We start from the raw sequence: 25,010 nt of genomic DNA on the forward strand, positions 1-25,010 counted from the left end.
TGGCGAGGAACAGCAACGCAGGATATGGGCTGCTGGCGCCGAAGTTGACTAACAGAACTAGCCACACAGGCCACTAGCGACCACTGAAACAACAACGGCAGCCTCAATGGCTGCCGTTGTCGTTAAAGCGGGTGCGATGTATCAGGCCAAACGTGCCAGCATTTCCTTGGCTTCGCTTTTCTGGCCGTCATCACCCTCAGTGATCACTTCACTGAGGATATCCCGCGCACCATCGCTGTCGCCCATGTCGATGTAAGCCTGAGCCAGGTCCAGCTTGGTAGCGACCTCATCGGTACCCGAGAGGAAATCGAACTCAGGCTCGTCAGTGTCGATCGCTGCGTCCTCGACCGTGAAGCTTGGCCCGGCGAACGACTCTGCGATAGGCGGCTGCTTCAGACTTTGCGATAGACGATCCAGCTCGGCGTTGACGTGATCAAGCTCCACAGCGAACGCATCCGGCTCGGTGTGCGCATCGAGCTCATCGGACAGAGACAGATCGAAATCAGCCGGCAGCTCCAGATCATCGATCGGCGCCGTGGTAACCGTCGGTACTTCAGTTACCGGCAGGTCTTTCAGGTCATCGTCAAGGCTCAACAGGAACTCGTCATCGGCCAGCGCGTCGGCTGGCATGTCACCGCCCAGATCAAGATCGAAATCCGACAGATCGTCCAGGCTCTCCTTCGCTTCGGCCTGCTGCTGCAACACCGATTCGAAGCTCAAATCATCATCCAGCGGAAAGGCTTCAAGCTCAGGCTCAGGCACGACCACCGCAGGAGAAGCTGCTTCCAGATCATCCAGACTCAGATCAAAGGCGGTATCAAACTCATCATCCATTGCGGCCGGGGCTGACGCCTCAGGCTCATCAAGCAGCAGATCCTTGACGTATTGTGCGTCCAGCGCAGCAGCCACCGCCGCCGCGCCGATACCTGCGACGGCTGCCACTGCAACCATCGACGGGAAACGGCTTTTCAGCTGTTCGACTTCAGCATGATTCTTGCCATTGGCGACCAACTGACGCTCTTGAGCGACAAACGCGTCACGATCGCCCTGTGCGCCATAGACTTCCATCAGTTTCAAGCGCAAGTCACTGCGCTGCGGTTCCTGCTTGATGGCCACTTCCAGAATCTCGGCAGCCTGATTCAAGGCACCGCGATCGATGTGCGATTGCGCTTGCGCCAGAACCTCGTCCGAACGCTCAGCCGCTGGCGCTACCAACGGTGCGGCAATGGGCGCTACAACTACAACGGGCGCGATCGGAGCTGGAGCGAGCTTGACGCTCGGCGGTGGAACTTCAAGACCTTCGAAGCTGCTTTCCGGCAGGTCCAGATCGCTGGAAAACTCAGCTTCCTCTGACAAGGCACGGGCCATGCGCATATGCTTTTCGGCCTCTTGCTGAGCTTTGCGACGACGCGCCAACAGCAGCAACAACAGCAGAACCACCACCGCACCGCCACCAATCAGCCCCAACAGGACTGGATTGGTCAGCAGATCATTGTATTTCGACTCTTGCGCGGCCGGGGTCGCCGCTTGAATCGGCGTCTCGGCAGGTACCGCTGCAGGTTTGGCAGCGTCAGGCGCCGGTACTGGCGCCGCGTCTGCCAGTGGCGTCACCGCAGCCTGAGAATGTGCGACCAACTCGGCCGGCATCGCCACCGAAGGCTTGGCAGCGTCCGCGCCTTCGGCTTGCATCTTGGCCAACTGATTGTTCTTCAGCTCGATCAAGCGCTGGAGTTTGTCCAGCTGGCTTTGCAGATCCGTCATGCGACTTTTCAATTCGGCATTGTCGCGCCGGGTCGAATCGAGGCTTTCCTGAGTGACCGCGAGCTTGTTGCTCAGCGCTTTGCTGTCGCCAGCCGCGCCTTTGCCACGCGCTTTGCCGGAGTCCGCGGAAACCAGACTCAAATTATCTTTGACTGCTGTTTGCGACGGCGCGGCATCGCCACGCGCACGCTTGGTGGCGTCCAGCTGCTGCGGGCGCGAGGCCAGGCGGCGGCCCTGGCGCCAGGCAGTATTCTGCGCGGCGACTTCGGCAACAGCCTTAGGCTGCGGCAGGCTGGTAATTTGCTCAGGGGCCGGCAAACGCAACACCTGACCGGTTTTCAACCGATTGATATTGCCGTCGATAAAGGCATCCGGGTTCAGTGCCTGAATCGCCAGCATGGTCTGCTGGACCGAACCGCCGTTACGAGCCTTCGCGGCAATCTCCCAAAGGGTGTCGCGCCGCGTAGTGGTGTATTGCGCAGGCTTGCCTGCCCCGGTGAGCGGAGCGGTGACCGCAGCAGCTGGAGCTGGCGCGGACTGAGCAGCGGCTTCAGCGGTTTGCGGGGAGAACTTCGAAGGATCCAGCAACACGCTGTAATCACGCAGCAGACGGCCGCTAGGCCACATCACCTGCACCAGAAACTTGACCATCGGCTCGGACAGCGGCTTGCTCGAAGTCACGCGCAAAACGCTTTTGCCACTAGGATTGAGCACCGTGGTGAAGGTCAGGTCATTGAGGAATGCCTGACGGTCGACACCAGCCTTGTCGAACTCTTGCGATGACGCCAGGCTCGGCACTACTTCGGCAGCGGTGAGGTCCTTGACATCAAGCAGTTCGATTTCTGCCACCAGCGGCTGGTTCGGAGTCGACTTCAGGGTCAACTCGCCGAGTCCAAGGGCCTGCGCCATACCGGAGGACAGCGCCGAGGCGGCCGCAATTGCTAACACCAGTTTGCGAACTTGAACCATTGCCTCATCCTTTGTTTGAACACTCCTCGGCTAGCGAGAAGGTGTAGTAGCCGCTGCCTTAAGGCATTGCGCGCAGTGATGAACGTGACCTGCACGCTATTTTTTCATTCATGCCCCTGGAAGCCCCGTAAAGCGGCTCACCTCCAGCAACAACCAGCCGAGCATACTGCCCGGCCAGAATCATTATGCAAATTGTTGCCAAGTATCTTTTACAGAAGGTCTTTTATCAACAACTCAGCCAACTGCACAGCGTTCAGTGCGGCACCTTTGCGTACGTTATCTGACGTCAGCCACAAATTAAGTTCCGCCGGGTCATCGACACTGGTCCGAACCCGTCCGACATACACCACATCCTGCCCCACCGCATCGCCGACCGCCGTCGGGTAATCACCCGCTTCGACCAGTTCGATGCCCGCAGCCGCGTCCAACGCCGCGTTGACCTGTACCAGGTCGATATCGGTCGCAGACTGCAAGGTCACGCTAAAGCTATCGCCAAAAAACACCGGGGCTTGAACACAGGTAACAGAAATCTTTAACAAAGGCTGCGCCAGGACCTCACGCAGCTCCCTGACCAGGCGCTTTTCCAGCAACGTGTGGCCTTGAGCATTAGGGGTGCCAACTTGAGCCAGCAGGTTGAACGCCATCTGCCGATCAAAGAATCGCGGCTCCAACGGGCGGACATTAAGCAGTTCGGCGGTTTGCCGGGCCAGCTCTTTAACGGCTTCGCGACCTTGCGCGGAAACGGCCAGGCAGGCCGTCAGGTTGACGCGTTGAATATCGAGCAAACCACGCAACGGCGCCAACACTACCGCCAACGCGGTGGCCGATGCACTTGGGCTGCTCAGTTGTACTGGTTTTTTCAGCCCGGCCAGCACCTGGCCGTTGGCTTCCGGAACGACCTGCGGCGCTTGCGCGGCGGGCAAGGCACCGGACAAATCGATCACCGCACAACCGGCAGCTGTAGCACGCGGCGCAAAACTCAGCGTAACCGCGGGACCCGCAGCGAAGAACACCAACTGAACCTTGCTGAAGTCGAATTCGTCGACTTCACGCACTCGCATGTTCTTGCCGCGGAACGGCACCGAGTGCCCGGCCGACTCGCTGCTGGCCAGCAGGTACAAGTTGGCGACAGGGAAATCACGCTCTTCGAGAATCTGGACGAGTGTTTCGCCGACAGTACCGGTGGCGCCGATCACGGCAATATCAAAGGACTGGCTCATGTTGCTACCTCAGGCGAAACGGGGGAGCGGCACTTTACCGGTCGAGAGATGCCTAGGCAATTCGTCACAATACCGATCGTTCCCATGCTCCTGCGTGGAAATGCCGCCATGGACGCTCTGCGTCCGCCGTAGATGTGACGCGGAGCGTCACGGGATGCATTCCCACGCAGAGCGTGGGAACGATCACTGCATCATAAAAAAACCCGCATCTCTTTCGAGACACGGGTTTTTCAATGCTTCAAACGATCAACGCTCAAGCAGAATCCGCAACATGCGACGCAGCGGCTCGGCCGCGCCCCACAGCAGTTGGTCGCCGACGGTGAAAGCACCGACGAACTGCGACCCCATGTTGAGCTTGCGCAGACGGCCCACCGGTACGTTCAGGGTGCCGGTGACCTTGGTTGGGCTCAGCTCCTGCATGCTGATCTCGCGCTGGTTCGGCACCAGTTTGACCCAAGGGTTGTGCTGGCTGATCAGCCCTTCGATATCGGCAATCGGAACATCTTTGTTCAGTTTGATGGTCAACGCCTGGCTGTGGCAGCGCATGGCGCCAATGCGCACGCAAATGCCGTCCACCGGGATCGGGCTCTTGAAGCGACCGAGGATCTTGTTGGTCTCGGCCTGGGCCTTCCACTCTTCACGGCTCTGACCGTTCGGCAGCTCTTTGTCGATCCACGGGATCAGGCTGCCGGCCAACGGCACACCGAAATTTTCGGTCGGGTAAGCGTCGCTGCGCATGGCTTCGGCCACTTTACGGTCGATGTCGAGGATGGCGCTGGCCGGGTTGGCCAGTTCATCGGCGACAGCGGCGTGGGTAGCGCCCATCTGTTTGATCAGTTCACGCATGTTCTGCGCGCCGGCACCGGAGGCCGCCTGATACGTCATGGCGCTCATCCACTCCACCAGACCGGCTTCGAACAGACCGCCCAGGCCCATCAGCATCAGGCTGACCGTGCAGTTGCCGCCGATGTAGTTCCTGGTGCCCGCGTCGAGCTGCTGATCGATGACCTTGCGGTTCACCGGATCCAGCACGATCACCGCGTCATCCTGCATGCGCAGGCTGGAAGCGGCGTCGATCCAGTAACCCTGCCAGCCGGCTTCGCGCAGTTTCGGGAAGACTTCGCTGGTGTAGTCGCCACCCTGGCAGGTCAGAATCACGTCGAGGGTTTTCAGCTCTTCAATGCTGTAAGCATCCTTCAGCGGAGCAATGTCCTTGCCCACGGACGGGCCTTGGCCACCGACATTGGAAGTGGTGAAAAACACCGGCTCGATAAGATCGAAATCCTGCTCTTCCAGCATCCGCTGCATGAGCACGGAACCGACCATACCGCGCCAACCGATCAGACCTACACGTTTCATCGCAACTACACCTTCTTGAAAAAGTGGGCCGCTGCTTTCATGGGTGAAAGTGGCAGCGGGCCCGAGAGATTACAGATTCCGCAGCGCGGCGACTACTGCGTCACCCATTTCCTGCGTACCGACTTTAGTGCAACCGTTCGACCAGATGTCGCCGGTGCGCAAACCTTGATCCAGTACCAGGCTCACGGCCTTCTCGATGGCATCGGCGGCGTCCAGCAGATTGAAGCTGTAACGCAGCATCATCGATACCGACAAAATGGTCGCCAGCGGGTTGGCAATGCCCTGCCCCGCGATGTCCGGCGCCGAACCGTGGCACGGCTCGTACATGCCCTTGTTGTTGGCATCCAGCGACGCCGACGGCAGCATGCCGATGGAACCGGTGAGCATCGACGCTTCGTCAGACAGGATATCGCCAAACAGGTTGTCGGTGACAATCACGTCGAATTGCTTGGGTGCACGCACCAGCTGCATCGCGGCATTGTCGACGTACATGTGGCTCAGCTCGACGTCCGGGTAGTCCTTGGCCACTTGCTCAACGACTTCACGCCACAGCTGACTGGATGCCAGTACGTTGGCTTTATCCACCGAGCAGAGCTTTTTGCCGCGTACTCGCGCCATGTCGAAACCGACACGGGCGATACGACGGATCTCGCTTTCGCTGTAGGGCAGCGTGTCGTAGGCCTGACGCTCACCATTTTCCAGCTCGCGGGTGCCACGGGGCGCGCCGAAATAGATACCGCCGGTCAGTTCGCGGACGATCAGGATATCCAGGCCAGAGACGATTTCCGGCTTGAGGCTCGATGCATCGGCCAATTGCGGGTAAAGGATCGCCGGGCGCAGATTGCCGAACAGCCCCAGTTGCGCACGAATCTTCAGCAATCCGCGCTCAGGACGGATGTCACGCTCGATCTTGTCCCACTTCGGGCCGCCCACGGCGCCGAGCAGCACCGCATCGGCAGCACGAGCGCGCTCCAGGGTTTCATCAGCCAACGGCACGCCGTGCTTGTCGATGGCTGCGCCGCCGATCACGTCATGGCTCAGCTCAAAACCCAACTGATACTTGTCGTTGGCCAGTTCCAGCACCTTGACCGCTTCGGCCATGATTTCCGGACCAATACCGTCACCCGGGAGAATCAGAATCTGCTTGCTCATGCTTTCCTCATTTCATCTGTCGGCGTGCCCGCAGGCTCGCGGGTTCACCGGGGAAAAATTCTATCGTTCGGCCCACAGCACCAGTACATCCGTACTGAACGAACCGTCGGCCTCAATCTCAAAATACTCGCGCACCTCAGCGCCCATGGCCTGCTGCAACTCACGGATCGCCACCCGCAGCGCCTGAGGCGTACGCATACGCTCGACCCAGGAGGTGTACTCCAGACGCAGACGCTGGCGAGTCGTGCTGCGGGTATGCAAACCCGCTTCGTTGACCTGACGCAACCACTCACCGGCAGAATAATCGCGCACGTGACTGGTGTCGCGCAGCACTTCGACGCTTTGCAGGTAAGTGTCGAACAACGGGCTACCCGGCGACATCACATCGATAAACGCAGCTACCCCGCCCGGCTTGAGCACCCGCCGCACTTCGCGCAGGGCCAGACCGAGATCGCTCCAGTGGTGCGCCGAATACCGGCTGAAAACGAAATCGAACTCGCCATCGGCGAACGGCAGACGCTCGGCAGCGCCCAGCACTGTAGTGACATTGCTCAGCCCTCGATCGACCGCCGCGCCAGCCACCACGTCGAGCATCTGCTGAGACAGGTCGTAAGCCACGACCTCGTCCACCAACGCAGCGACATGAAAACTGACATGACCGGCGCCGCAACCCAGATCCAGAACTTTTGCATCTGAGCGCCCGGCCAGCTCGGCCTGTAGCAACGCGAACTCGGTGCCTTGAGCGTGCACGGCGCTGCTCAGATAGGCCGCCGCCTGTTCACCGAATTGCTTTTGTACCACTTGGCTATGCTGGGGACTGCTGGTCATGGTGACTTCCTTTTAGGGTGAGTCTTGTGTTGTTTGTGCGACCGTCATCGCGAGCAAGCCCGCTCCCACATTAGATTGGGTATGGCTTCAATATCCCGCCCGACACAAATTTAGTGTGGGAGCGGGCTTGCTCGCGATGAGGCCGCAACTGCCTACAACAATTTCGAATCAATCACGCGTCGCGAAACAACCACGGCTGGCTGGCGCGATGTTTGGCTTCGAAGGCGGCAATCGCATCGCTGTCCTGCAGGGTCAAACCGATATCGTCCAGACCGTTGAGCAGGCAATGTTTGCGGAACGCGTCAATCTCGAAGCTCAAGATCTTGCCGTCCGGACGGGTCACCGTCTGGGCTTGCAGGTCGATCTGCAGCTGGTAGCCCGGGTTGGCCTCGACCTGCTGGAACAGCTCATCGACTTCGGCATCGCTCAAGATGATCGGCAACAAGCCGTTCTTGAAGCTGTTGTTGAAGAAGATGTCGGCGTAGCTCGGCGCGATGATGCTGCGAAAGCCATATTCTTCCAGTGCCCATGGCGCATGCTCACGGCTCGAGCCGCAACCGAAGTTCTCCCGGGCGAGCAACACGCTGGCGCCTTGATAACGTTCGGCGTTGAGCACGAACTCCTTGTTCAACGGACGCTTGGAGTTGTCCTGATATGGCTGCCCCACATCCAGGTAACGCCACTCATCGAACAGGTTCGGGCCAAAGCCGGTGCGCTTGATCGACTTGAGAAACTGCTTGGGAATGATCTGATCGGTGTCGACGTTGGCACGATCCAAAGGCGCGACAAGGCCAGTGTGCTGGGTAAAAGCTCTCATGTTTACTGCGCTCCCTGGGTCAATTCACGGACATCGATGAAACGACCGTTGACGGCCGCGGCGGCAGCCATCGCCGGGCTGACCAGGTGCGTACGACCACCGGCACCCTGACGGCCTTCGAAGTTGCGGTTGGAGGTCGATGCGCAGTGTTCGCCCGACTCCAAACGGTCCGGGTTCATTGCCAGACACATCGAGCAGCCTGGTTCACGCCATTCGAAACCGGCCTCGATGAAAATCTTGTCCAGACCTTCCGACTCAGCCTGCGCCTTCACCAGACCCGAGCCCGGCACCACGATCGCCTGCTTGATGGTCGAGGCCACTTTGCGGCCCTTGGCGATCACCGCCGCAGCGCGCAAATCTTCGATCCGCGAGTTGGTGCAAGAACCGATGAACACACGGTCCAACTGGATATCGGTGATCGCCTGATTGGCGCTCAAACCCATGTACTTCAAGGCACGCTCGATGGAACCGCGCTTTACCAGATCCATCTCTTTCGCCGGGTCCGGCACGTTCTGATCGACCGCGAGCACCATTTCCGGAGACGTGCCCCAGCTGACTTGCGGCTTGATCTGCGTTGCGTCAAGTTCAACGATGGTGTCGAACTTCGCATCAGCGTCGGACACCAGATCTTTCCAGGCTTCGACCGCCAGGTCCCATTCCGCGCCCTTCGGAGCAAACGGACGGCCCTTGACGTAGGCGACAGTTTTTTCGTCCGCGGCGACCAGGCCAACCCGTGCACCGGCTTCGATGGACATGTTGCAGATGGTCATGCGGCCTTCCACCGACAAGTCGCGAATCGCGCTACCGGCAAACTCGATGGCGTGGCCGTTGCCGCCGGCGGTGCCGATCTTGCCGATCACCGCGAGGACGATGTCCTTGGCCGTCACGCCGAAAGGCAATTGGCCTTCAACGGAAACCAACATGTTTTTCATTTTTTTCGCAACCAGACACTGAGTGGCGAGCACATGCTCGACCTCGGAAGTGCCGATCCCGTGAGCCAGGGCACCAAATGCGCCGTGAGTCGAGGTGTGGGAGTCGCCGCAGACCACGGTCATGCCCGGCAAGGTCGCGCCCTGCTCCGGACCGATGACGTGGACGATGCCCTGACGGATGTCGTTCATCTTGAATTCGACGATGCCGTATTCATCACAGTTGTCATCGAGGGTCTGAACCTGCAAACGCGAGACCTGGTCGACGATGGCTTCAATACCGCCTTTACGCTCCGGGGTGGTCGGTACGTTGTGGTCCGGGGTCGCGATGTTGGCATCGATGCGCCAAGGCTTGCGCCCGGCCAGACGCAGGCCTTCGAAGGCCTGCGGCGAAGTCACTTCATGAATGATGTGACGATCGATATAAATCAGCGCCGAACCATCGTCGCGCTGCTTGACCAAATGCGAATCCCAAAGCTTGTCGTAGAGCGTTTTGCCGGCCATCAGACGGTCCTCATCAGCGTATTTCTATGCCCCGGGTTTTGATGCATTTCAATAACCCCTTGGCTTGTGAGGTCGATCCTATGGCGTTACATTAAATAACTCAAATTCATATTTTTTATGCTTTGGATAACAATCTGGAATACAACCATGGATCTGGCCAACCTTAATGCCTTTATCGCGATTGCCGAGACCGGAAGCTTCTCCGGTGCCGGCGAACGCCTGCACCTGACGCAGCCGGCCATCAGCAAACGCATTGCCGGGCTGGAGCAGCAACTCAAGGTGCGATTGTTCGACCGGCTCGGCCGTGAAGTCGGCCTGACTGAAGCCGGGCGTGCCCTGCTGCCTCGGGCCTATCAGATACTCAATGTGCTGGATGACACCCGCCGCGCGCTGACCAACCTGACCGGCGAGGTCACCGGCCGTCTGACTCTGGCGACCAGTCACCATATCGGCTTGCACCGCTTGCCACCATTGTTGCGGGCCTTTACCCGGCGCTATCCGGACGTAGCGCTGGACATTCAGTTCCTCGATTCGGAAGTGGCTTACGAAGAAATCCTCCATGGCCGCGCCGAACTGGCGGTGATCACCCTTGCACCGGAGCCGCACACACTGGTACGGGCAACACCGGTCTGGGATGACCCGCTGGACTTCGTCGCCGCGCCGGAACACCCACTTGTCCGCAATGGAGTGGTCAGCCTGGCCGATATCGCCCTGCATCCAGCGGTATTCCCCGGTGGCAACACCTTTACCCACCATATTGTCCAGCGCCTGTTCGAAGCCCAGGGGCTGACGCCGAACATCGCCATGAGTACCAATTATCTGGAAACCATCAAAATGATGGTCTCCATCGGCCTGGCCTGGAGTGTTTTACCGCGTACCATGCTCGATGATCAGGTGGCGCGTATTCCTTTACCGGGCATACAGCTCACTCGCCAGCTAGGCTATATCCTGCACACCGAACGGACGCTGTCGAATGCTGCGCGGGCTTTCATGGCCTTATTGGATGCACAAATCGATTTGCCAGGGACACCGGCATAAGTTGTGCTTACCCGATATAGTCTGGAACCCTCGCGCTAAATGCCCTATTGAGCTCAAGGCCCGCAGCCAATGCACAAATCCTCTGACCGCACTCGCCACTCCACGCCCGCTATGCCGCGCATAAAGGCGCTGGACCCGAAAACGTCGGAACAGAGCTGGGAGAGCGCCCCGCAATTGCTCGCCGCGCTGAACGGTGCCCGCCTGGGCGCCTGGTATTGGGACATAGAACGCGGGCAAATCAGCTGGTCTCGCGGCACTCAGGCCTTGTTTGGCTTCGACCCGCGGCAACCGCTGCCAGCCGACCTGGAATATCTGGACCTGGTGCCCATCGAGGATCGGGCCAAAGCCATGCGCGCCTTCAATGCAGTGGTCGCCGGCGCGCCACTGGAGCAGGCAATGCACCACCGAATCCGCTGGCCGGACGGCAGCCTGCATTGGCTGGAGATCAGCGGCAGCCTGGTGCCGGACAAGAACGGCAAACCGCGAATGATCGGCGTGATCCGCGAAATCACCCATCAACGCCAGCGCGAACAAGCCTTGAGCAGCTCGGAAAAACGCTTCGCCACGCTGTTTCATCTGTGTCCAAACATGGTGCTGCTGACCCGCCAGGAAGACGGCCTGATCAGCGAGGCCAATCAATATTTCGAAAGCCTTTTCGGCTGGCCAGTGCAAGATGCAATCGGCCGCACCACACTGGAGCTGGGTCTTTGGGTCGATCCGGAGCAACGCGCGCAGTTGGTCAAGGCCACCAAGGCCAAAGGTGAACTGACCAACATGGAGGTGCAGTTTCGTGCCAGCAGCGGGCAAATCCACGATGGCATACTCAGTGCGCAAAAAGTTGAGCTGGAGGGGCAGCCCTATCTGCTCAGCACCTTCCTTGACACCACCGAACGCAAAAATGCCGAACAAGCCCTCAAAGACAGCCAGGAGCGCCTCGACCTGGCACTGGACTCTGCCCAGCTCGGTACCTGGGACTGGCACATTCCCAGCGGCATGCTCTATGGCTCGGCACGCGCGGCACAGCTTCACGGTCTGGACCCCAAGCCTTTTCACGAACCCTTCGATGCGTTCTTTGAAGGCGTCCCCGGTGAAGAGCGCGACAGCATGCGCGATGCCTACCGCAGCTTGCGCGAAGGACCGGCCGGCAACTATCAACTGACCTATCGCGTGCAGCTGGCAGACGGCAGCTCGCGCTTCCTGGAAAGCCGTGCCCGACTCTACCGCGACGAAGATGGCAATCCATTGCGTATGGCTGGCACCTTGCTGGACATCACCGAGCAGGTTGAGCGCGAGCAACGCCTGATCACCTCCGAAGAGAAATTCGCCAGTCTGTTCCAGGTCAGCCCGGACCCGATCTGCGTGACACGCCAGGACACCGGCCAGTTCATCGAGATCAACTCCAGTTTTACCCAGACATTTGGCTGGACCGCCGCCGACGTCATGGACCGCAGCGCCGATCAGATCGGGCTCTGGGACGATTCAGCGCAACGCCGGCAACGCATCGAGCAAGTCATCCGCGAGCAGGCGCTGAACAATGTCGCGGTCATTGTTCATCACAAGAATGGCCAAGCCCTGACCTGCGTGATCTCAAGTCGCCAGATCAGCGTCGGCGACCAACCCTGCATCGTGACCACTCTGCGCGACATTACCCAACAGCAACGCTCCGAGGCTGCGCTCAAGGCCAGCGAAGAGAAGTTCGCCAAGGCATTCCACTCAAGCCCCGATGCCATCACCATCACCGAACGCGACACCGGGTGCTACCTGGAGGTCAATGACGGTTTCTGTCGGCTGACAGGCTACCGCGCCGATGAAGTGATCGGGCGCACGGTGTATCAGGTCGGTATCTGGGCCGAAGAGAAACAGCGCTCGACCTTGCTGGCCGAATTGCAAGTGAAAGGCCGGGTTCATCATCTGGAAATGCTCGGCCGTAACAAGCGCGGGGATATTCTCACGGTGGAGGTATCGGTCGAGCCCATTACCCTGAATGAAACGCCGTGCCTGCTGCTGACGGCGCGGGACGTCAGCCTTTTGAAGAATGCCGAGGCGCAGATCCGCCATCTGGCTTACCACGACCCTCTGACCAACCTGCCCAACCGTGCACTGCTGATGGACCGCCTGAGCCAGCAGATAGCGCTGCTCAAACGGCATAGCCTGCGTGGCGCCCTGCTGTTCCTCGACCTCGATCACTTCAAGCACATCAACGACTCCCTCGGTCACCCGGTCGGCGATACGGTGCTGAAAATCATTACCGCCCGGCTTGAAGCCAGCGTACGCATGGAGGACACCGTCGCGCGCCTTGGCGGCGACGAGTTTGTGGTATTGCTCAGCGGCCTGGAAGGCTCACGCGGCGAAGTCAGCGATCAAGTACGGGAGCTGGCCGACACCTTGCGCGATCTGCTGTCCGAACCCATGTTTCTCGACGGTCAACGGTTGCAAGTCACACCGAGCATCGGCATCGCGCTGATCCCCGACCACGGCTCGACCCCGAGCGATTTGCTCAAGCGCGCGGACATCGCGCTCTACCGGGCTAAAGATTCCGGACGAAATACCACGCAAATGTTCCACAGCACCATGCAAAAAGCCGCCAGTGAGCGATTGCGCATGGAAACCGACCTGCGCCTGGCCTTCTCACGAGGCGAGTTCAGCCTGCACTTCCAGCCACAAGTCGACGCACGGGGCAACCGCATAGTGGGCGCCGAAGCACTGGTTCGCTGGCAGCACCCAAAACTGGGCGCGCAACCCCCCGCAGATTTCATCAAAGTCCTGGAAGAGAGCGGGCTGATTCTGGAAGTCGGTACCTGGATTCTCAATGAGGCCTGCCTGGCCTTCCGCCAACTGATAGATGAGGGCCGGATCGACCCGCTCAATTTCAGCCTTTGCGTGAATATCAGTCCACGGCAATTTCGTCAGAACGACTTCGTCGAACACATCGAACGCAGTATGAACAACCATCAACTGCCCTGCTCGCTGCTGAAACTGGAGATCACCGAAGGGATCGTGATCCAGAACCTCGATGACACTGTCAACAAGATGCGCCGCCTGAAAAAGCTCGGAGTGAGCTTTGCCATGGATGATTTTGGCACCGGCTATTCTTCGCTGACTTACCTCAAACGCCTGCCAGTGGATGCGCTGAAAATCGACCAGTCCTTCGTCCGCGACGCAACCAGCGACCCGAACGACGCGGAAATCATCCGTGCCATCGTCGCCATGGCCCTCAGCCTCGAGCTGACGGTGATTGCCGAAGGCGTGGAAACCCATGAGCAGCTTGAGTTTTTGCAGGGCCTGGGCTGCCATTTGTATCAGGGCTACCTGCATAGCCGGCCGTTACCGCTGAACGAGTTCAAGAAGCTGCTCAAATGAGGGGCGCAAAAAAGGGCGCCGATGGCGCCCTTTCCATTGCAGCTGGCTGATATGGCAAAAATCAGTGCTGCAAAGCCGGCTTTTTCGTTTCGTTGATCGGAATGAGCCGGGCTTTCGCCTCTTCCGGCACGATACGCAACAGGTCGATGTTCAACAGACCATTGCTCAGGCCCGCAGCCTTGACTTCGATGTGGTCTGCCAGGCGGAAGGACAGTTTGAAGGCCCGCTGGGCGATACCTTGATACAGATAGGTAACGTCTTCGCCGGTATCGCGCTTGCCGCCACTGATGGTCAATACGCCTTTTTCGACTTGCAGCTCCAGGTCTTCTTCCTGGAAACCGGCCGCGGCAATCACGATACGGTATTGATCTTCCGCGTGTTTTTCCACGTTGTAGGGTGGGTAGGTGCTACCTGGCTCATTGCGTAGCGCCGACTCGAACAGATCGTTGAAACGATCGAAGCCAACCGAAGAACGGAACAGTGGAGCCAAAGAAAATGTAGTACTCATGATCTATCTCCTGAAATTCAGCAAGTGGTTATCTCCGCGACCCGAATTCGGCATCGCGTATAAAAGAGATAAGGATTGACCCACACATTTCAAGAGGCTTTTTTTGAAAAAAATCAGGCCGCTTCGGTGCGCTGAATGCCCAGCAAACGCCCGACCTGATCCAGATCGGTTTCCCGACGCATCGCGGTGAACAGCTCAACCGCTTCGGGGTAATTGCGTGTCAACATCGCCAGCCACTGCTTCAAACGCCCCGGCGCAGAGCGTGGCGTCAGTTGCGCGACGGCCTGCGCCCAGAACTCATGAAGCATCGGCTGCAGGTCGGCCCAGGACATCTCGACAACCTCCTCACCGGCCCGCGCAGCGGCTATCTGCCGCGCCAGATCCGGGCGCGAGACCAGTCCGCGACCGAGCATGATGTCTTCGACACCGCTGATCTCACGGCAGCGGCGCCAGTCTTCGACGCTCCAGATATCGCCGTTGGCGAACACCGGCACTTTGACCACGTCCTGAACTCGTGGAATCCACTCCCAATGGGCAGGCGGCTTGTAACCGTCGGTCTTGGTTCGGGCATGCACGACGATGTGCTCAGCACCGCCCTCGGCCAGAGCCGTTGCACACACCAGCGCGCCGTCCGGGCTGTCGAAGCCCAGGCGCATCTTGGCGGTCACCGGGATATGCGCCGGCACCGCGCGACGGACTTGGGCGACAATTGCGTTCAGCAGTTCCGGCTCTTTGAGCAGCACCGCGCCACCGCGAGACTTGTTGACAGTCTTGGCCGGACAGCCGAAGTTCAGATCAATGACTTGCGAGCCCAACTCGCAGGCCAGTGCGGCGTTTTCCGCCAGGCACACCGGGTCAGAGCCGAGCAATTGCACGCGCAACGGCACGCCGGCAGCAGTCTTCGCGCCGCTGAGCAACTCAGGAGCCAGCTTGTGAAAGTAAGCCGGGGTCAGCAGACGATCATTGACGCGAATGAATTCGGTCACACACCAATCGATCCCGCCAACCTGGGTCAAAACGTCCCGCAGGATGTTGTCAACCAACCCCTCCATGGGCGCCAAAGCAATTTGCATGGATAACACTCAACGAAAAACGCGGGCAAAAAAACGTGCGGCAGTTTACTGGGTTTTCAGGCGAAAGAGTTGCACCAGCGTTTGTGACGAGGGGACAAGCCCCCTCGCCACAAATCGGCGCTAGATTGCGACTTGCAACGCCGGGCCATAGCCCTCGATAAACTCCGCGGGCATACGCTTGGGCCTGCCACTGGATAGCTCGATACAGGCAAAAGTGGTCTGGGCCCGGAGCAAGGTGGTGTTATCGCTTGGGCGGACCAATTGAAAGCGCCGGGTCATTTTCAGACGCTGATCCCAATCGACGATCCAGGTCGCCAATTGCAACTCATCACATTCATAGGCAGCAGCCAGGTAGTCGATCTCGTGGCGGACCACCGCCATCGCCCGATCCAGGCGTCGGTATTCGGTCAGGTCCAGTCCCAAACGCTGCGAATGACGCCAGGCACAGCGCTCGAGCCAGGTGACATACATCGCGTTATTGGCATGCCCGAGCCCGTCAATGTCTTCGGCACCCACCTGCAGATCAATGATAAATGGCGTTGCCAGGTCCCAGCCCATGCCCTACTCCCCCGGTCAGATGAATTCGGGGGCAGTGTAACGGATGCTCAGGCGGTTTGGCGCGATTGCAGACTGCGACCGGCGAGCAGGGCCAGCACACCGTCGATCAAACGCGGGTCAGCCAGTACACGCTGATGGCCGCCCTCTTGCAGCCGCAGCAAACGGCTGTCGAACCAGGCCTCGTGAATCAGCTCCGATTCTTTGACCGGAACAAAGCAGTCATCCTCGGCGTGCACGATCAGCCCTGGCATATCCAATTGATAGTGCGCCACATCGAGCAAAGACGCCTGCATGCCGACTTCCTGCTCAACTTGCCGGATAAATGCCGAACGCGCCGCAGGCGGCAGGCGTACATACCGGGCAAAACCGCGCAACACACCCAATATGCGGGCTGGAGCGGCGATGCTGACCAGGGTTTCAGTACGCAAACCCAACTGGACCGCCAGCATGGCGCTGGCACCGCCCATGGAGTGACCGATGACCGCTTGCAGCGGTGGCAATTCGGCGGCAGCCTCAAGCATGGCGCGGGCGAACAACACGACATTCGCCTCACGACCAGGAGATCGACCGTGGGCCGGGCCGTCCAGCGCGACCACCGTGTAACCGGCGTCGACCAGCGCGGTGATCAGGCTGGCGAACTGCGTCGGCCGTCCTTCCCAACCATGCATCAACAACACCGTTGGACCCTGGCCCCAGCGCAACGCCGAAAGCCCGAATCGCAAGGTGATTCGCTCGGACTTCGCCAGCAGCGGCAACTCCCAATCGCGCGGCGGCAGTTCACGCGGCGTCATGAACGCCAGCCGCATCTTGCGGGCAATCAGCTGCGGTGCAAACCAGCCCAGGGTGCCATTAACGCCACGAACCCAGCTTAAAGTGCTCATCGCTCATCTCCTCAGGCTTTCGCTTCAGGTCACAGCACCGCCGACTTGGCGGCACGTAGCAGTCGATCAGATAACTCTCCGGCACCCAGGGCACGAGCCAGAGCCAGACCACCAACCATCAGGGCGATATCGGCCAAAGCCTTGTCGGTGTCTTCCGGACTGGCCGCCAATTGCGCCACCATCAACTCCAGGTGTTCATTCAGCGCCTGACGAAAGTCGTCCGGCAGGCGCCCCAACTCCCCGACTGAAGCCGGGATCGGGCAAGCCTGTTCGGTAGAATCACGGTGCTTGCGTGACAGGTAGAACGCGGCGACCAAGGCGCGACGCTCTTCACCGGTCAACTCGGTATCCATTTGCGCGATCAAGCCACGGCGCTGAGCGAGCAGTTGCCTGAACGCCTCCAGCATCAGCGCATCCTTGCTTTCAAAGTGCGCATAGAAGCCACCCACCGTAAGCCCGGCGGCACCCATCACCTCCCCCACGCTCGGCTCGGCCGGACCACGCTGAATCAGCGCTGCGCTTGCGGCCTTCAAGATACGTTCGCGGGTTTGAGCTTTTTTATCGTTCATCGTTGCCTCCGAATATTACGATTAAAATATTATTCTCATAATAAATTTTCGCAAGTCGTTGATGTGACCGTTGGTCAGAAGAGCCATTCTTTGAGAACAGAAAGCTGAAGACAGAGAGTTGAGGAATAAGAGAATTGGCGAATGCCAGACAAACAAAAGGGCCATTCAATAATTGAATGACCCTATAAATCCCGCAGAGCGGGTAATCGTGGCGTCCCCTAGGGGACTCGAACCCCTGTTACCGCCGTGAAAGGGCGGTGTCCTAGGCCACTAGACGAAGGGGACGCAAAACCTTCTATACAACTGATCAGGCTGAGTCTGATCGATTCAAGGCCGGTGTGGCCAGACCTTGAACTGTAAAATTGGTGGAGCTAGACGGGATCGAACCGTCGACCTCTTGCATGCCATGCAAGCGCTCTCCCAGCTGAGCTATAGCCCCGGATTTTTCGCCTCGCGGCGGAGCAGCATTTTTCAACACCGCTTCTGTAAAAATGGCGTCCCCTAGGGGACTCGAACCCCTGTTACCGCCGTGAAAGGGCGGTGTCCTAGGCCACTAGACGAAGGGGACGCAAACCCTTCTATACAACTGATCAGGCTGAGTCTGATCGATTCAAGGCCGGTGTGGCCAGACCTTGAACTGTAAAATTGGTGGAGCTAAACGGGATCGAACCGTTGACCTCTTGCATGCCATGCAAGCGCTCTCCCAGCTGAGCTATAGCCCCTCGTCGGTGAGGACGGGGCGAATCTTAAGGGCGTATTGGGAAGCTGTCAAATTCTTTTTCAACAATTTTCAATATTTTTTGTCGGCATAACAATCACTTACCGCCCTCCCCTAGAGAATCCGGGTAGGGCATCCACTCTTGCAGCAGCTGCCGCAGGCTGCGTTGGACCATGAAGTGCTCCTGAATCGGGCGTCCTGCCCTTTATCAGCAAATTGAGTCGAGGCCATTTAAGGGCCGCTTCGCAGCCCAACGCAGCCTTCGGCAGCTGCTTATAGAGGGAACGTGCCGACTCAGCCGTCTCAGGCGATAGCGCCCAGGAGTTTTTCCCACTCCTTGTTTTCCTTCTTCGACACACCACCGAGCAAGTCGATGGCCTGGCGCAGGCGGAAACGCGTCAGGTCCGGACCGAGGATTTCCATCGCATCGAGCACCGACACCGAGCTGGCCTGGCCAGTGATGGCAGCGAACATCAGCGGCATGGCGTCACGCAGCTTCAGCTCCAGGGACTCGACCACCGCCTGAATGGTCGCGGTGATGCTGTCCTTCTCCCACTGACGCAGGCTTTCCAGCTTCCACAGGATCAGTTGCATCAGCTGACGCACCTGGTCGCCCGAGAGCTTCTTGGACTCGAACAGCCTGGCATCCGGCGTCACGCCACCAGCAAAGAAGAACCCGGCCAACGGCGCAATCTGGCTGAAGGTCTCGACCCGACCCTGCACGTGCGGTGCGATCTTCATCATGTATTCAGGATTCAGCGCCCAGGTCTGCACGCGACTGGCGAACTCTGCCACCGGCAGATCACGCAGCCACTGGCCGTTGAGCCAGGACAGCTTCTCGATGTCAAAGATCGGCCCGCCCAGGGAAACCCGCGACAGGTCGAAGTTGTCGACCATTTCCTGCAGTGAGAACTTCTCGCGCTCGTCCGGCATCGACCAGCCCATACGACCCAGGTAGTTGAGCATCGCTTCCGGCATGAAGCCCATGCGCTCGTAGAAGGTCACCGAGGTCGGGTTCTTGCGCTTGGACAGTTTGCTCTTGTCCGGGTTACGCAGTAGCGGCATGTAGCACAACTGCGGTTGCTCCCAGCCGAAGTATTCGTAAAGCAGGATCAGTTTCGGCGCCGAGGGCAGCCACTCTTCGCCGCGCAGGACGTGGGTGATGCCCATCAGGTGATCGTCGACCACGTTGGCAAGGAAGTAGGTCGGCAAGCCGTCGGTCTTCATCAGCACTTGCATGTCCATGCGATCCCATGGGATCTCGACGTCGCCACGGAGCATGTCCGGTACCACGCAGACGCCTTCTGTCGGCACCTTCATGCGGATCACGTGGGGCTCGCCAGCGGCCAGGCGGGAGGCGACTTCTTCTTTGGAGAGCAACAGCGCACGGCCGTCATAGCGTGGAGTTTCTCCGCGGGCCATTTGCTCGGCGCGCATCTGGTCCAGTTCGTCGCTGGTGCAGAAGCACGGGAAGGCATGGCCCAGGTCGACCAGCTGCTGACAGTACTTCTGGTAGATATCACCGCGCTCGCTCTGGCGATACGGGCCGTGCGGGCCGCCGACATCCGGACCTTCGCTCCAGTCGATGCCCAGCCAGCGCAAGGCATCGAAGATCTGCTGTTCGGACTCTCGGGTCGAACGCAATTGATCGGTGTCTTCGATCCGCAGGATGAACTCACCGCCATGCTGCTTGGCAAAGCAGTAGTTGAACAAAGCGATGTAGGCGGTGCCGACGTGGGGATCCCCGGTTGGCGATGGCGCGATGCGAGTGCGGACGGTGGTCATGGCATGTCTCGGAAAGAATATAAAAAGCGGAGATGAAACAAGGGGCGAATGGTAACAGGCGACACCGACCCGGCTCCAGTGAGCAGGGCATTTAAGCCAAGGTTGAGGCTACAAACCGCTCTAAAGCAGCTGAATGGCCGATTATCAGCAACCGGCATTTACCCCCCGCTGGCTATATGCCAGATTCGCCCCCCCTGTTAAATTTCCTTACACCTATCGACTACAGTCTGCCCATGCCTGCCCCACTCAAGCGTCGCCTGCTTACCTTTCTGTCGATCGTCCTGCTGATCGCACTGAGCCTCTTCGCCCAGTGGTTCTTCAAGGGACGATTTTATGAAAGCACCGATAACGCCTATGTCCAGGGCGAAATCACTCGCGTGTCCAGCCAACTGGGCGCACGCATCGACGAAGTGCTGGTGCGCGACAACCAGCACGTGGAAAAAGGCGAACTTCTGATCAGACTCGAAGACGCTGACTTCCATCTCGCCGTCGACCGCGCCAACGCCACGCTGGCCACCCGCGAGGCGGAACGCCTGCAAGCCCAGAGCAAGCTGACCCAACAGGCGAGCCTGATCGCCGCCAGCCAGGCACAGGTTGCGTCCAGCCAGGCCAGCCTCGGACGCTCACAGATCGACCTGTCCCGCGCGCAGACCCTGCGTAAACCGGGTTATGTCTCGGAAGAACGGGTCACCACCCTCTCCGCCGACAACCATATCGCCCGTTCGCAAGTGGCCAAGGCCCAGGCTGACTTGCAAGCCCAGCGCCAGCAGGTCAACGCCCTCAGCGCCGAGATCAAACGCCTCGACGCGCAGATCGCCAACGCCAAAACCGACCTGGCTCAGGCCGAGCTGAACCTGGCCCGCAGCGAAATCCATGCACCGATCAGCGGCCTGATCGGCCAGCGCGCCGCCCGCAACGGCCAATATGTGCAGGCCGGTGCCTACTTGCTGTCGATCGTGCCGGATCAGGACATCTGGATTCAGGCCAACTTCAAGGAAACCCAGATCGGCCACATGAAGCCCGGGCAAAAAGCCGAGCTGACTTTCGATGCTTATGGCGACACACCGATCGAGGCCCGAGTCGACAGCCTGTTCGCCGCCTCTGGCGCGCAGTTCAGTCTGCTGCCGCCGGACAACGCCACTGGCAACTTCACCAAGGTGGTTCAGCGCATCCCGGTCAAATTGACCTTCGCCGCTGATAATCCGCTGCGCGGCAAAATTCGCCCGGGCATGTCGGTCACCGTCAAAGTCAACATCAAAGCCGACGCTGGCGCAGAAAATGGCCGGTGATCAACTGATCCGTCCGGTCGGTGAACCGACCCGGCGCGACTGGATTGCGGTGATGAGCGCGATGCTCGGTGCCTTTATGGCGGTGCTCGACATCCAGATCACCAACTCCTCGCTCAAGGATATTCAGGGCGCGCTGTCGGCCACTCTCGAAGAAGGCTCGTGGATTTCCACCTCGTACCTGGTGGCGGAGATCATCATGATCCCCCTCACCGCCTGGCTGGTGCAGCTGCTGTCCGCACGACGACTGGCGGTATGGGTCTCGCTGGGCTTTCTGGCAGCCTCATTGCTGTGCTCCATCGCCTGGAGCCTGGAGAGCATGATCGTCTTTCGTGCCTTACAAGGCTTCACCGGCGGCGCGCTGATTCCGCTGGCGTTCACTCTGACGCTGATCAAGCTCCCCGAACACCACCGCGCCAAAGGCATGGCCATGTTCGCCATGACTGCAACCTTCGCTCCATCCATCGGCCCGACCATCGGCGGCTGGCTCACCGAAAACTGGGGCTGGCAATACATCTTCTACATCAACGTCCCGCCCGGTCTGATCATGATCGCCGGGTTGCTCTATGGCCTGGAGAAAAAGGAAGCCCACTGGGAACTGCTGAAAAGCACCGACTACACCGGCATTCTCACACTCGGCATCGGCCTGGGCTGTTTGCAGGTTTTTCTTGAAGAAGGCCATCGCAAAAACTGGCTGGAATCGAATCTGATCGTCACCCTGGGCAGCATCGCGCTGTTGAGCCTGATCACCTTTGTGATCGTGCAGATCTCCAAGCCTGCCCCGCTGATCAATCTTGGCATCCTGCGTAACCGCAACTTCGGTCTGTCGAGCATTTCCAGCCTGGGGATGGGTGTCGGGCTGTACGGATCGATTTATCTGTTGCCGCTGTATCTGGCTCAGATCCAGAGCTACAACGCCTTGCAGATCGGCGAAGTGATCATGTGGATGGGCGTGCCGCAGCTGTTTCTGATCCCGCTGGTGCCCAAGCTGATGAAGTTCATCCCGCCCAAATTGCTGTGCACTTTGGGATTCGGACTATTCGGGCTGGCGAGTTTCTTGTCGGGCGCACTCAACCCGGACTTTGCCGGACCGCAGTTCAATCAGATCCAGCTCGTCCGCGCCATGGGCCAGCCGCTGATCATGGTAACCATCTCGTTGATCGCCACTGCCTACATCCTGCCGCAGGATGCAGGGTCTGCTTCGAGCCTGTTCAACATCCTGCGCAACCTCGGTGGTGCGATCGGGATCGCCCTCCTCGCCACACTGCTCGACGCCCGAACCAAGACCTACTTCGACTATTTGCGAGAGTCCATCGTCCCGAGCAACCCGCAGGTCGCCGAGCGTATGGCGGTACTGACCGAAAAACTCGGTAATGAGACCGCAGCGCTAGGCAAACTCAGCGAGATCGCCCATCAACAGGCGTCGATCATGGCCTACAACGATGCCTTTCATTTTGTCGGGATTGCATTGGGGATCAGCATGCTGGCGATTCTGCTGACCAAGGCATTGCCGGCGGGGATCAAGACTGGGGAAGCGCACTGACACCGAGTTAGTGATCGTTCCCACGCCGGGGATGCCACCCCGGACGCTCCGCGTCCGCTCTGGATGTGACGCGCAGCGTCACTGGATGCATTCCCACGCAGAGCGTGGGAACGATCAACGTCGATCATCAAACCACCAACAACCGCTCGCGCAGTTTGGCGATCTCGTCGCGCATTTGCGCAGCGGCTTCAAACTCAAGGTCTCGCGCCAACTGGTACATCTTCTCTTCGAGCTGGCGAATACGCTTGGAGATTTCGCTCGGCGAGCGCAGTTCGTTTTCGTACCTGGCGCTTTCCTCGGCAGCTTTGGCCATGCCTTTGCGCTTTTTGCTGCGCGAACCTGGCACGGTAGCGCCTTCCATGATGTCGGCAACGTCCTTGAACACGCCTTTGGGGGTAATGCCATTGGCCAGGTTGAAGGCAATTTGCTTCTCGCGACGGCGCTCGGTCTCGCCAATCGCCCGCTCCATCGAACCGGTGATCCGGTCAGCGTAGAGAATCGCCCGCCCATTGAGGTTACGTGCCGCACGACCAATGGTCTGAATCAGTGAGCGTTCGGAACGCAGGAAGCCCTCCTTGTCCGCATCGAGAATCGCCACCAGTGACACCTCGGGCATGTCCAGACCTTCACGCAGCAGGTTGATCCCCACCAGCACATCAAACGTCCCCAGGCGCAAATCGCGAATGATTTCGACCCGTTCTACCGTATCGATGTCCGAGTGCAGGTAACGCACTCGCACGCCATGGTCGGCCAGATAATCAGTGAGATCTTCGGACATACGTTTGGTCAGTGTGGTCACCAGCACTCGCTCTTCCAGTGCCACACGCTTGTTGATTTCCGAGAGCAAATCATCGACTTGAGTCAGCGCCGGACGAATCTCGATCTGCGGATCCACCAGACCGGTCGGCCGCACCACCTGCTCGATCACGCGACCGGCGTGCTCGGCCTCATAGTTACCCGGTGTTGCCGATACGAAAATCGTCTGCGGGCTGATGCTTTCCCATTCGTCAAAACGCATTGGCCGGTTGTCCAGCGCCGATGGAAGACGGAAACCGTATTCCACCAGGGTTTCCTTGCGCGAACGGTCGCCTTTGTACATCGCGCCGACCTGCGGCACGCTGACGTGGGATTCGTCGATCACCAGCAAGGCATCGGCTGGCAGATAGTCGAACAAGGTTGGAGGCGCCTCACCCGATTCACGGCCCGACAGGTAGCGTGAGTAGTTTTCGATGCCGTTGCAGTAACCCAGCTCGAGAATCATCTCCAGGTCAAAACGGGTGCGCTGCTCCAGACGCTGCGCTTCCACCAGCTTGTTATTGGAGCGCAGATATTCCAGGCGCTCCTGAAGCTCGACCTTGATCCCTTCGATGGCATCCAGCAGGGTTTCCCGTGGCGTCACGTAGTGGCTTTTCGGATAGAAGGTGAAACGCGGCAGTTTGCGGATCACTTCGCCGGTCAGCGGATCGAAGGCGGAAATCTTCTCCACTTCATCATCGAAGAGTTCGATGCGGATCGCTTCAAAATCAGATTCCGCCGGGTGGATATCAATCACATCGCCGCGTACGCGAAAGGTCGCACGGGCAAAGTCCATGTCATTGCGGGTGTATTGCAAGTCGGCGAGCCGGCGCAACAAGGCACGCTGATCGAGCTTGTCGCCGCGATCCACGTGCAGCACCATCTTCAAATAGGTTTCCGGACTGCCCAAGCCGTAGATGCACGAAACCGTGGTGACAATGATCGCGTCCTTGCGCTCCAGCAAGGCCTTGGTCGCGGACAACCGCATCTGCTCGATGTGATCGTTGATCGAAGCGTCTTTCTCGATAAAGGTGTCGGAAGACGGTACGTAGGCTTCAGGCTGGTAGTAGTCGTAGTAGGAAACGAAGTACTCCACCGCGTTGTTCGGGAAAAACGCCTTGAATTCCCCATACAGCTGCGCCGCCAGGGTCTTGTTCGGCGCCAGCACCAGGGTCGGGCGGTTGATCTGAGCGATCACGTTGGCAATGCTGAACGTCTTGCCCGAGCCGGTCACACCGAGCAGCGTCTGGTGCGCCAGCCCGGCCTCGATACCTTCTACCATCAGGCGAATGGCTTCCGGCTGATCGCCAGCGGGCTCAAAGCGGGTGACTAGCTGGAAATCAGACATAACGTACCT

18 protein-coding genes and 4 tRNA genes are annotated in these 25,010 nt (G+C 59.2%); 4 read left to right on the forward strand and 18 right to left on the reverse strand.

The features are described 5' to 3' along the window. Positions 1-141: 141 nt before the first annotated feature. The 7 genes from AC07O1_RS19270 to leuC all read right to left on the reverse strand — a co-directional run bounded on the left by AC07O1_RS19270 (position 142) and on the right by leuC (position 9,539). On the reverse strand, positions 142-2,730 hold the full coding sequence (locus AC07O1_RS19270) for a FimV/HubP family polar landmark protein (protein ID WP_495089779.1): 2,589 nt from the start codon (positions 2,728-2,730) through the stop codon (positions 142-144). 209 nt (positions 2,731-2,939) lie between these two features. Continuing rightward, the gene (locus tag AC07O1_RS19275) at positions 2,940-3,950 is read right to left on the reverse strand and encodes an aspartate-semialdehyde dehydrogenase (RefSeq protein ID WP_495089780.1); all 1,011 of its coding nucleotides are present in this window, start codon (positions 3,948-3,950) and stop codon (positions 2,940-2,942) included. A 246-nt stretch (positions 3,951-4,196) separates the two neighbouring features. Continuing rightward, positions 4,197-5,309 (reverse strand): aspartate-semialdehyde dehydrogenase, encoded by a 1,113-nt coding sequence (asd, locus tag AC07O1_RS19280; RefSeq protein ID WP_494994687.1) that lies wholly within the window; start codon positions 5,307-5,309, stop codon positions 4,197-4,199. 69 nt (positions 5,310-5,378) lie between these two features. Next, a complete protein-coding gene (gene leuB, locus AC07O1_RS19285; RefSeq protein ID WP_494994686.1) occupies positions 5,379-6,461 on the reverse strand; it encodes a 3-isopropylmalate dehydrogenase in 1,083 nt (360 codons plus the stop codon). A gap of 60 nt (positions 6,462-6,521) precedes the next feature. After that, on the reverse strand, positions 6,522-7,289 hold the full coding sequence (locus tag AC07O1_RS19290) for a class I SAM-dependent methyltransferase (protein WP_495089781.1): 768 nt from the start codon (positions 7,287-7,289) through the stop codon (positions 6,522-6,524). Positions 7,290-7,461: 172 nt separating this feature from the next. Beyond that, entirely contained in the window at positions 7,462-8,106 is a 645-nt protein-coding gene (gene leuD, locus AC07O1_RS19295) for a 3-isopropylmalate dehydratase small subunit (protein WP_495089782.1), read from the reverse strand. A 2-nt stretch (positions 8,107-8,108) separates the two neighbouring features. Beyond that, positions 8,109-9,539 carry a 3-isopropylmalate dehydratase large subunit gene (leuC, locus tag AC07O1_RS19300; RefSeq protein ID WP_495089783.1) on the reverse strand — a complete coding sequence of 477 codons (1,431 nt, stop codon included), beginning with the start codon at positions 9,537-9,539 and terminating at the stop codon, positions 8,109-8,111. A gap of 147 nt (positions 9,540-9,686) precedes the next feature. On the opposite strand from leuC, the gene AC07O1_RS19305 reads away from it, so the two are divergent. Next, the gene (locus AC07O1_RS19305; RefSeq protein ID WP_494994682.1) at positions 9,687-10,577 is read left to right on the forward strand and encodes a LysR family transcriptional regulator; all 891 of its coding nucleotides are present in this window, start codon (positions 9,687-9,689) and stop codon (positions 10,575-10,577) included. A gap of 69 nt (positions 10,578-10,646) precedes the next feature. Continuing rightward, on the forward strand, positions 10,647-13,937 hold the full coding sequence (locus tag AC07O1_RS19310) for a PAS domain S-box protein (RefSeq protein WP_495089784.1): 3,291 nt from the start codon (positions 10,647-10,649) through the stop codon (positions 13,935-13,937). A 61-nt stretch (positions 13,938-13,998) separates the two neighbouring features. Here AC07O1_RS19310 and AC07O1_RS19315 read toward each other — a convergent pair whose 3' ends face one another. From AC07O1_RS19315 to gltX, 10 genes are all read right to left on the reverse strand, one after another. Then, on the reverse strand, positions 13,999-14,445 hold the full coding sequence (locus AC07O1_RS19315) for an Hsp20 family protein (RefSeq protein ID WP_495089785.1): 447 nt from the start codon (positions 14,443-14,445) through the stop codon (positions 13,999-14,001). A 113-nt stretch (positions 14,446-14,558) separates the two neighbouring features. After that, a complete protein-coding gene (locus AC07O1_RS19320; protein ID WP_495011681.1) occupies positions 14,559-15,518 on the reverse strand; it encodes a tRNA dihydrouridine synthase in 960 nt (319 codons plus the stop codon). A 120-nt stretch (positions 15,519-15,638) separates the two neighbouring features. Beyond that, positions 15,639-16,076 (reverse strand): acyl-CoA thioesterase, encoded by a 438-nt coding sequence (locus AC07O1_RS19325; protein ID WP_494994678.1) that lies wholly within the window; start codon positions 16,074-16,076, stop codon positions 15,639-15,641. 47 nt (positions 16,077-16,123) lie between these two features. Further along, on the reverse strand, positions 16,124-16,957 hold the full coding sequence (locus tag AC07O1_RS19330; RefSeq protein WP_494994677.1) for an alpha/beta fold hydrolase: 834 nt from the start codon (positions 16,955-16,957) through the stop codon (positions 16,124-16,126). Between the two features lie 29 nt (positions 16,958-16,986). Next, positions 16,987-17,526 (reverse strand): TetR/AcrR family transcriptional regulator, encoded by a 540-nt coding sequence (locus AC07O1_RS19335; protein WP_494994676.1) that lies wholly within the window; start codon positions 17,524-17,526, stop codon positions 16,987-16,989. A 209-nt stretch (positions 17,527-17,735) separates the two neighbouring features. After that, a tRNA-Glu gene (locus AC07O1_RS19340) sits at positions 17,736-17,811 on the reverse strand. 78 nt (positions 17,812-17,889) lie between these two features. Beyond that, a tRNA-Ala gene (locus AC07O1_RS19345) sits at positions 17,890-17,965 on the reverse strand. A 53-nt stretch (positions 17,966-18,018) separates the two neighbouring features. Then, a tRNA-Glu gene (locus AC07O1_RS19350) sits at positions 18,019-18,094 on the reverse strand. A gap of 78 nt (positions 18,095-18,172) precedes the next feature. Next, positions 18,173-18,248, reverse strand: a tRNA-Ala gene (locus AC07O1_RS19355). A 299-nt stretch (positions 18,249-18,547) separates the two neighbouring features. Then, positions 18,548-20,029, reverse strand: coding sequence for a glutamate--tRNA ligase (gltX, locus tag AC07O1_RS19360; RefSeq protein WP_494994083.1), 1,482 nt, complete (start codon positions 20,027-20,029; stop codon positions 18,548-18,550). Between the two features lie 233 nt (positions 20,030-20,262). Between gltX and AC07O1_RS19365 the strand changes: the two genes are divergently transcribed. Continuing rightward, positions 20,263-21,318 carry an HlyD family secretion protein gene (locus AC07O1_RS19365; protein ID WP_495089786.1) on the forward strand — a complete coding sequence of 352 codons (1,056 nt, stop codon included), beginning with the start codon at positions 20,263-20,265 and terminating at the stop codon, positions 21,316-21,318. Next, entirely contained in the window at positions 21,308-22,858 is a 1,551-nt protein-coding gene (locus tag AC07O1_RS19370) for an MDR family MFS transporter (RefSeq protein WP_495089787.1), read from the forward strand. The genes AC07O1_RS19365 and AC07O1_RS19370 overlap by 11 nt, the downstream gene beginning before the upstream one ends. A 127-nt stretch (positions 22,859-22,985) precedes the next feature. Here AC07O1_RS19370 and uvrB read toward each other — a convergent pair whose 3' ends face one another. Further along, positions 22,986-25,001, reverse strand: coding sequence for an excinuclease ABC subunit UvrB (gene uvrB, locus AC07O1_RS19375; protein WP_495089788.1), 2,016 nt, complete (start codon positions 24,999-25,001; stop codon positions 22,986-22,988). Positions 25,002-25,010 lie beyond the last annotated feature (9 nt).

The sequence above is a fragment of the Pseudomonas sp. GW821-FHT07G10 genome (assembly GCF_059418545.1).

Excerpts from the sequence above, each read along its gene's own strand:
- AC07O1_RS19270 (WP_495089779.1), bottom strand. The coding sequence starts at position 2,730 with ATGGTTCAAGTTCGCAAACTGGTGTTAGCAATTGCGGCCGCCTCGGCG.
- AC07O1_RS19275 (WP_495089780.1), bottom strand. The coding sequence starts at position 3,950 with ATGAGCCAGTCCTTTGATATTGCCGTGATCGGCGCCACCGGTACTGTC.
- asd (WP_494994687.1), bottom strand. The coding sequence starts at position 5,309 with ATGAAACGTGTAGGTCTGATCGGTTGGCGCGGTATGGTCGGTTCCGTG.
- leuB (WP_494994686.1), bottom strand. The coding sequence starts at position 6,461 with ATGAGCAAGCAGATTCTGATTCTCCCGGGTGACGGTATTGGTCCGGAA.
- AC07O1_RS19290 (WP_495089781.1), bottom strand. The coding sequence starts at position 7,289 with ATGACCAGCAGTCCCCAGCATAGCCAAGTGGTACAAAAGCAATTCGGT.
- leuD (WP_495089782.1), bottom strand. The coding sequence starts at position 8,106 with ATGAGAGCTTTTACCCAGCACACTGGCCTTGTCGCGCCTTTGGATCGT.
- leuC (WP_495089783.1), bottom strand. The coding sequence starts at position 9,539 with ATGGCCGGCAAAACGCTCTACGACAAGCTTTGGGATTCGCATTTGGTC.
- AC07O1_RS19305 (WP_494994682.1), top strand. The coding sequence starts at position 9,687 with ATGGATCTGGCCAACCTTAATGCCTTTATCGCGATTGCCGAGACCGGA.
- AC07O1_RS19310 (WP_495089784.1), top strand. The coding sequence starts at position 10,647 with ATGCACAAATCCTCTGACCGCACTCGCCACTCCACGCCCGCTATGCCG.
- AC07O1_RS19315 (WP_495089785.1), bottom strand. The coding sequence starts at position 14,445 with ATGAGTACTACATTTTCTTTGGCTCCACTGTTCCGTTCTTCGGTTGGC.
- AC07O1_RS19320 (WP_495011681.1), bottom strand. The coding sequence starts at position 15,518 with ATGCAAATTGCTTTGGCGCCCATGGAGGGGTTGGTTGACAACATCCTG.
- AC07O1_RS19325 (WP_494994678.1), bottom strand. The coding sequence starts at position 16,076 with ATGGGCTGGGACCTGGCAACGCCATTTATCATTGATCTGCAGGTGGGT.
- AC07O1_RS19330 (WP_494994677.1), bottom strand. The coding sequence starts at position 16,957 with ATGAGCACTTTAAGCTGGGTTCGTGGCGTTAATGGCACCCTGGGCTGG.
- AC07O1_RS19335 (WP_494994676.1), bottom strand. The coding sequence starts at position 17,526 with ATGAACGATAAAAAAGCTCAAACCCGCGAACGTATCTTGAAGGCCGCA.
- gltX (WP_494994083.1), bottom strand. The coding sequence starts at position 20,029 with ATGACCACCGTCCGCACTCGCATCGCGCCATCGCCAACCGGGGATCCC.
- AC07O1_RS19365 (WP_495089786.1), top strand. The coding sequence starts at position 20,263 with ATGCCTGCCCCACTCAAGCGTCGCCTGCTTACCTTTCTGTCGATCGTC.
- AC07O1_RS19370 (WP_495089787.1), top strand. The coding sequence starts at position 21,308 with ATGGCCGGTGATCAACTGATCCGTCCGGTCGGTGAACCGACCCGGCGC.
- uvrB (WP_495089788.1), bottom strand. The coding sequence starts at position 25,001 with ATGTCTGATTTCCAGCTAGTCACCCGCTTTGAGCCCGCTGGCGATCAG.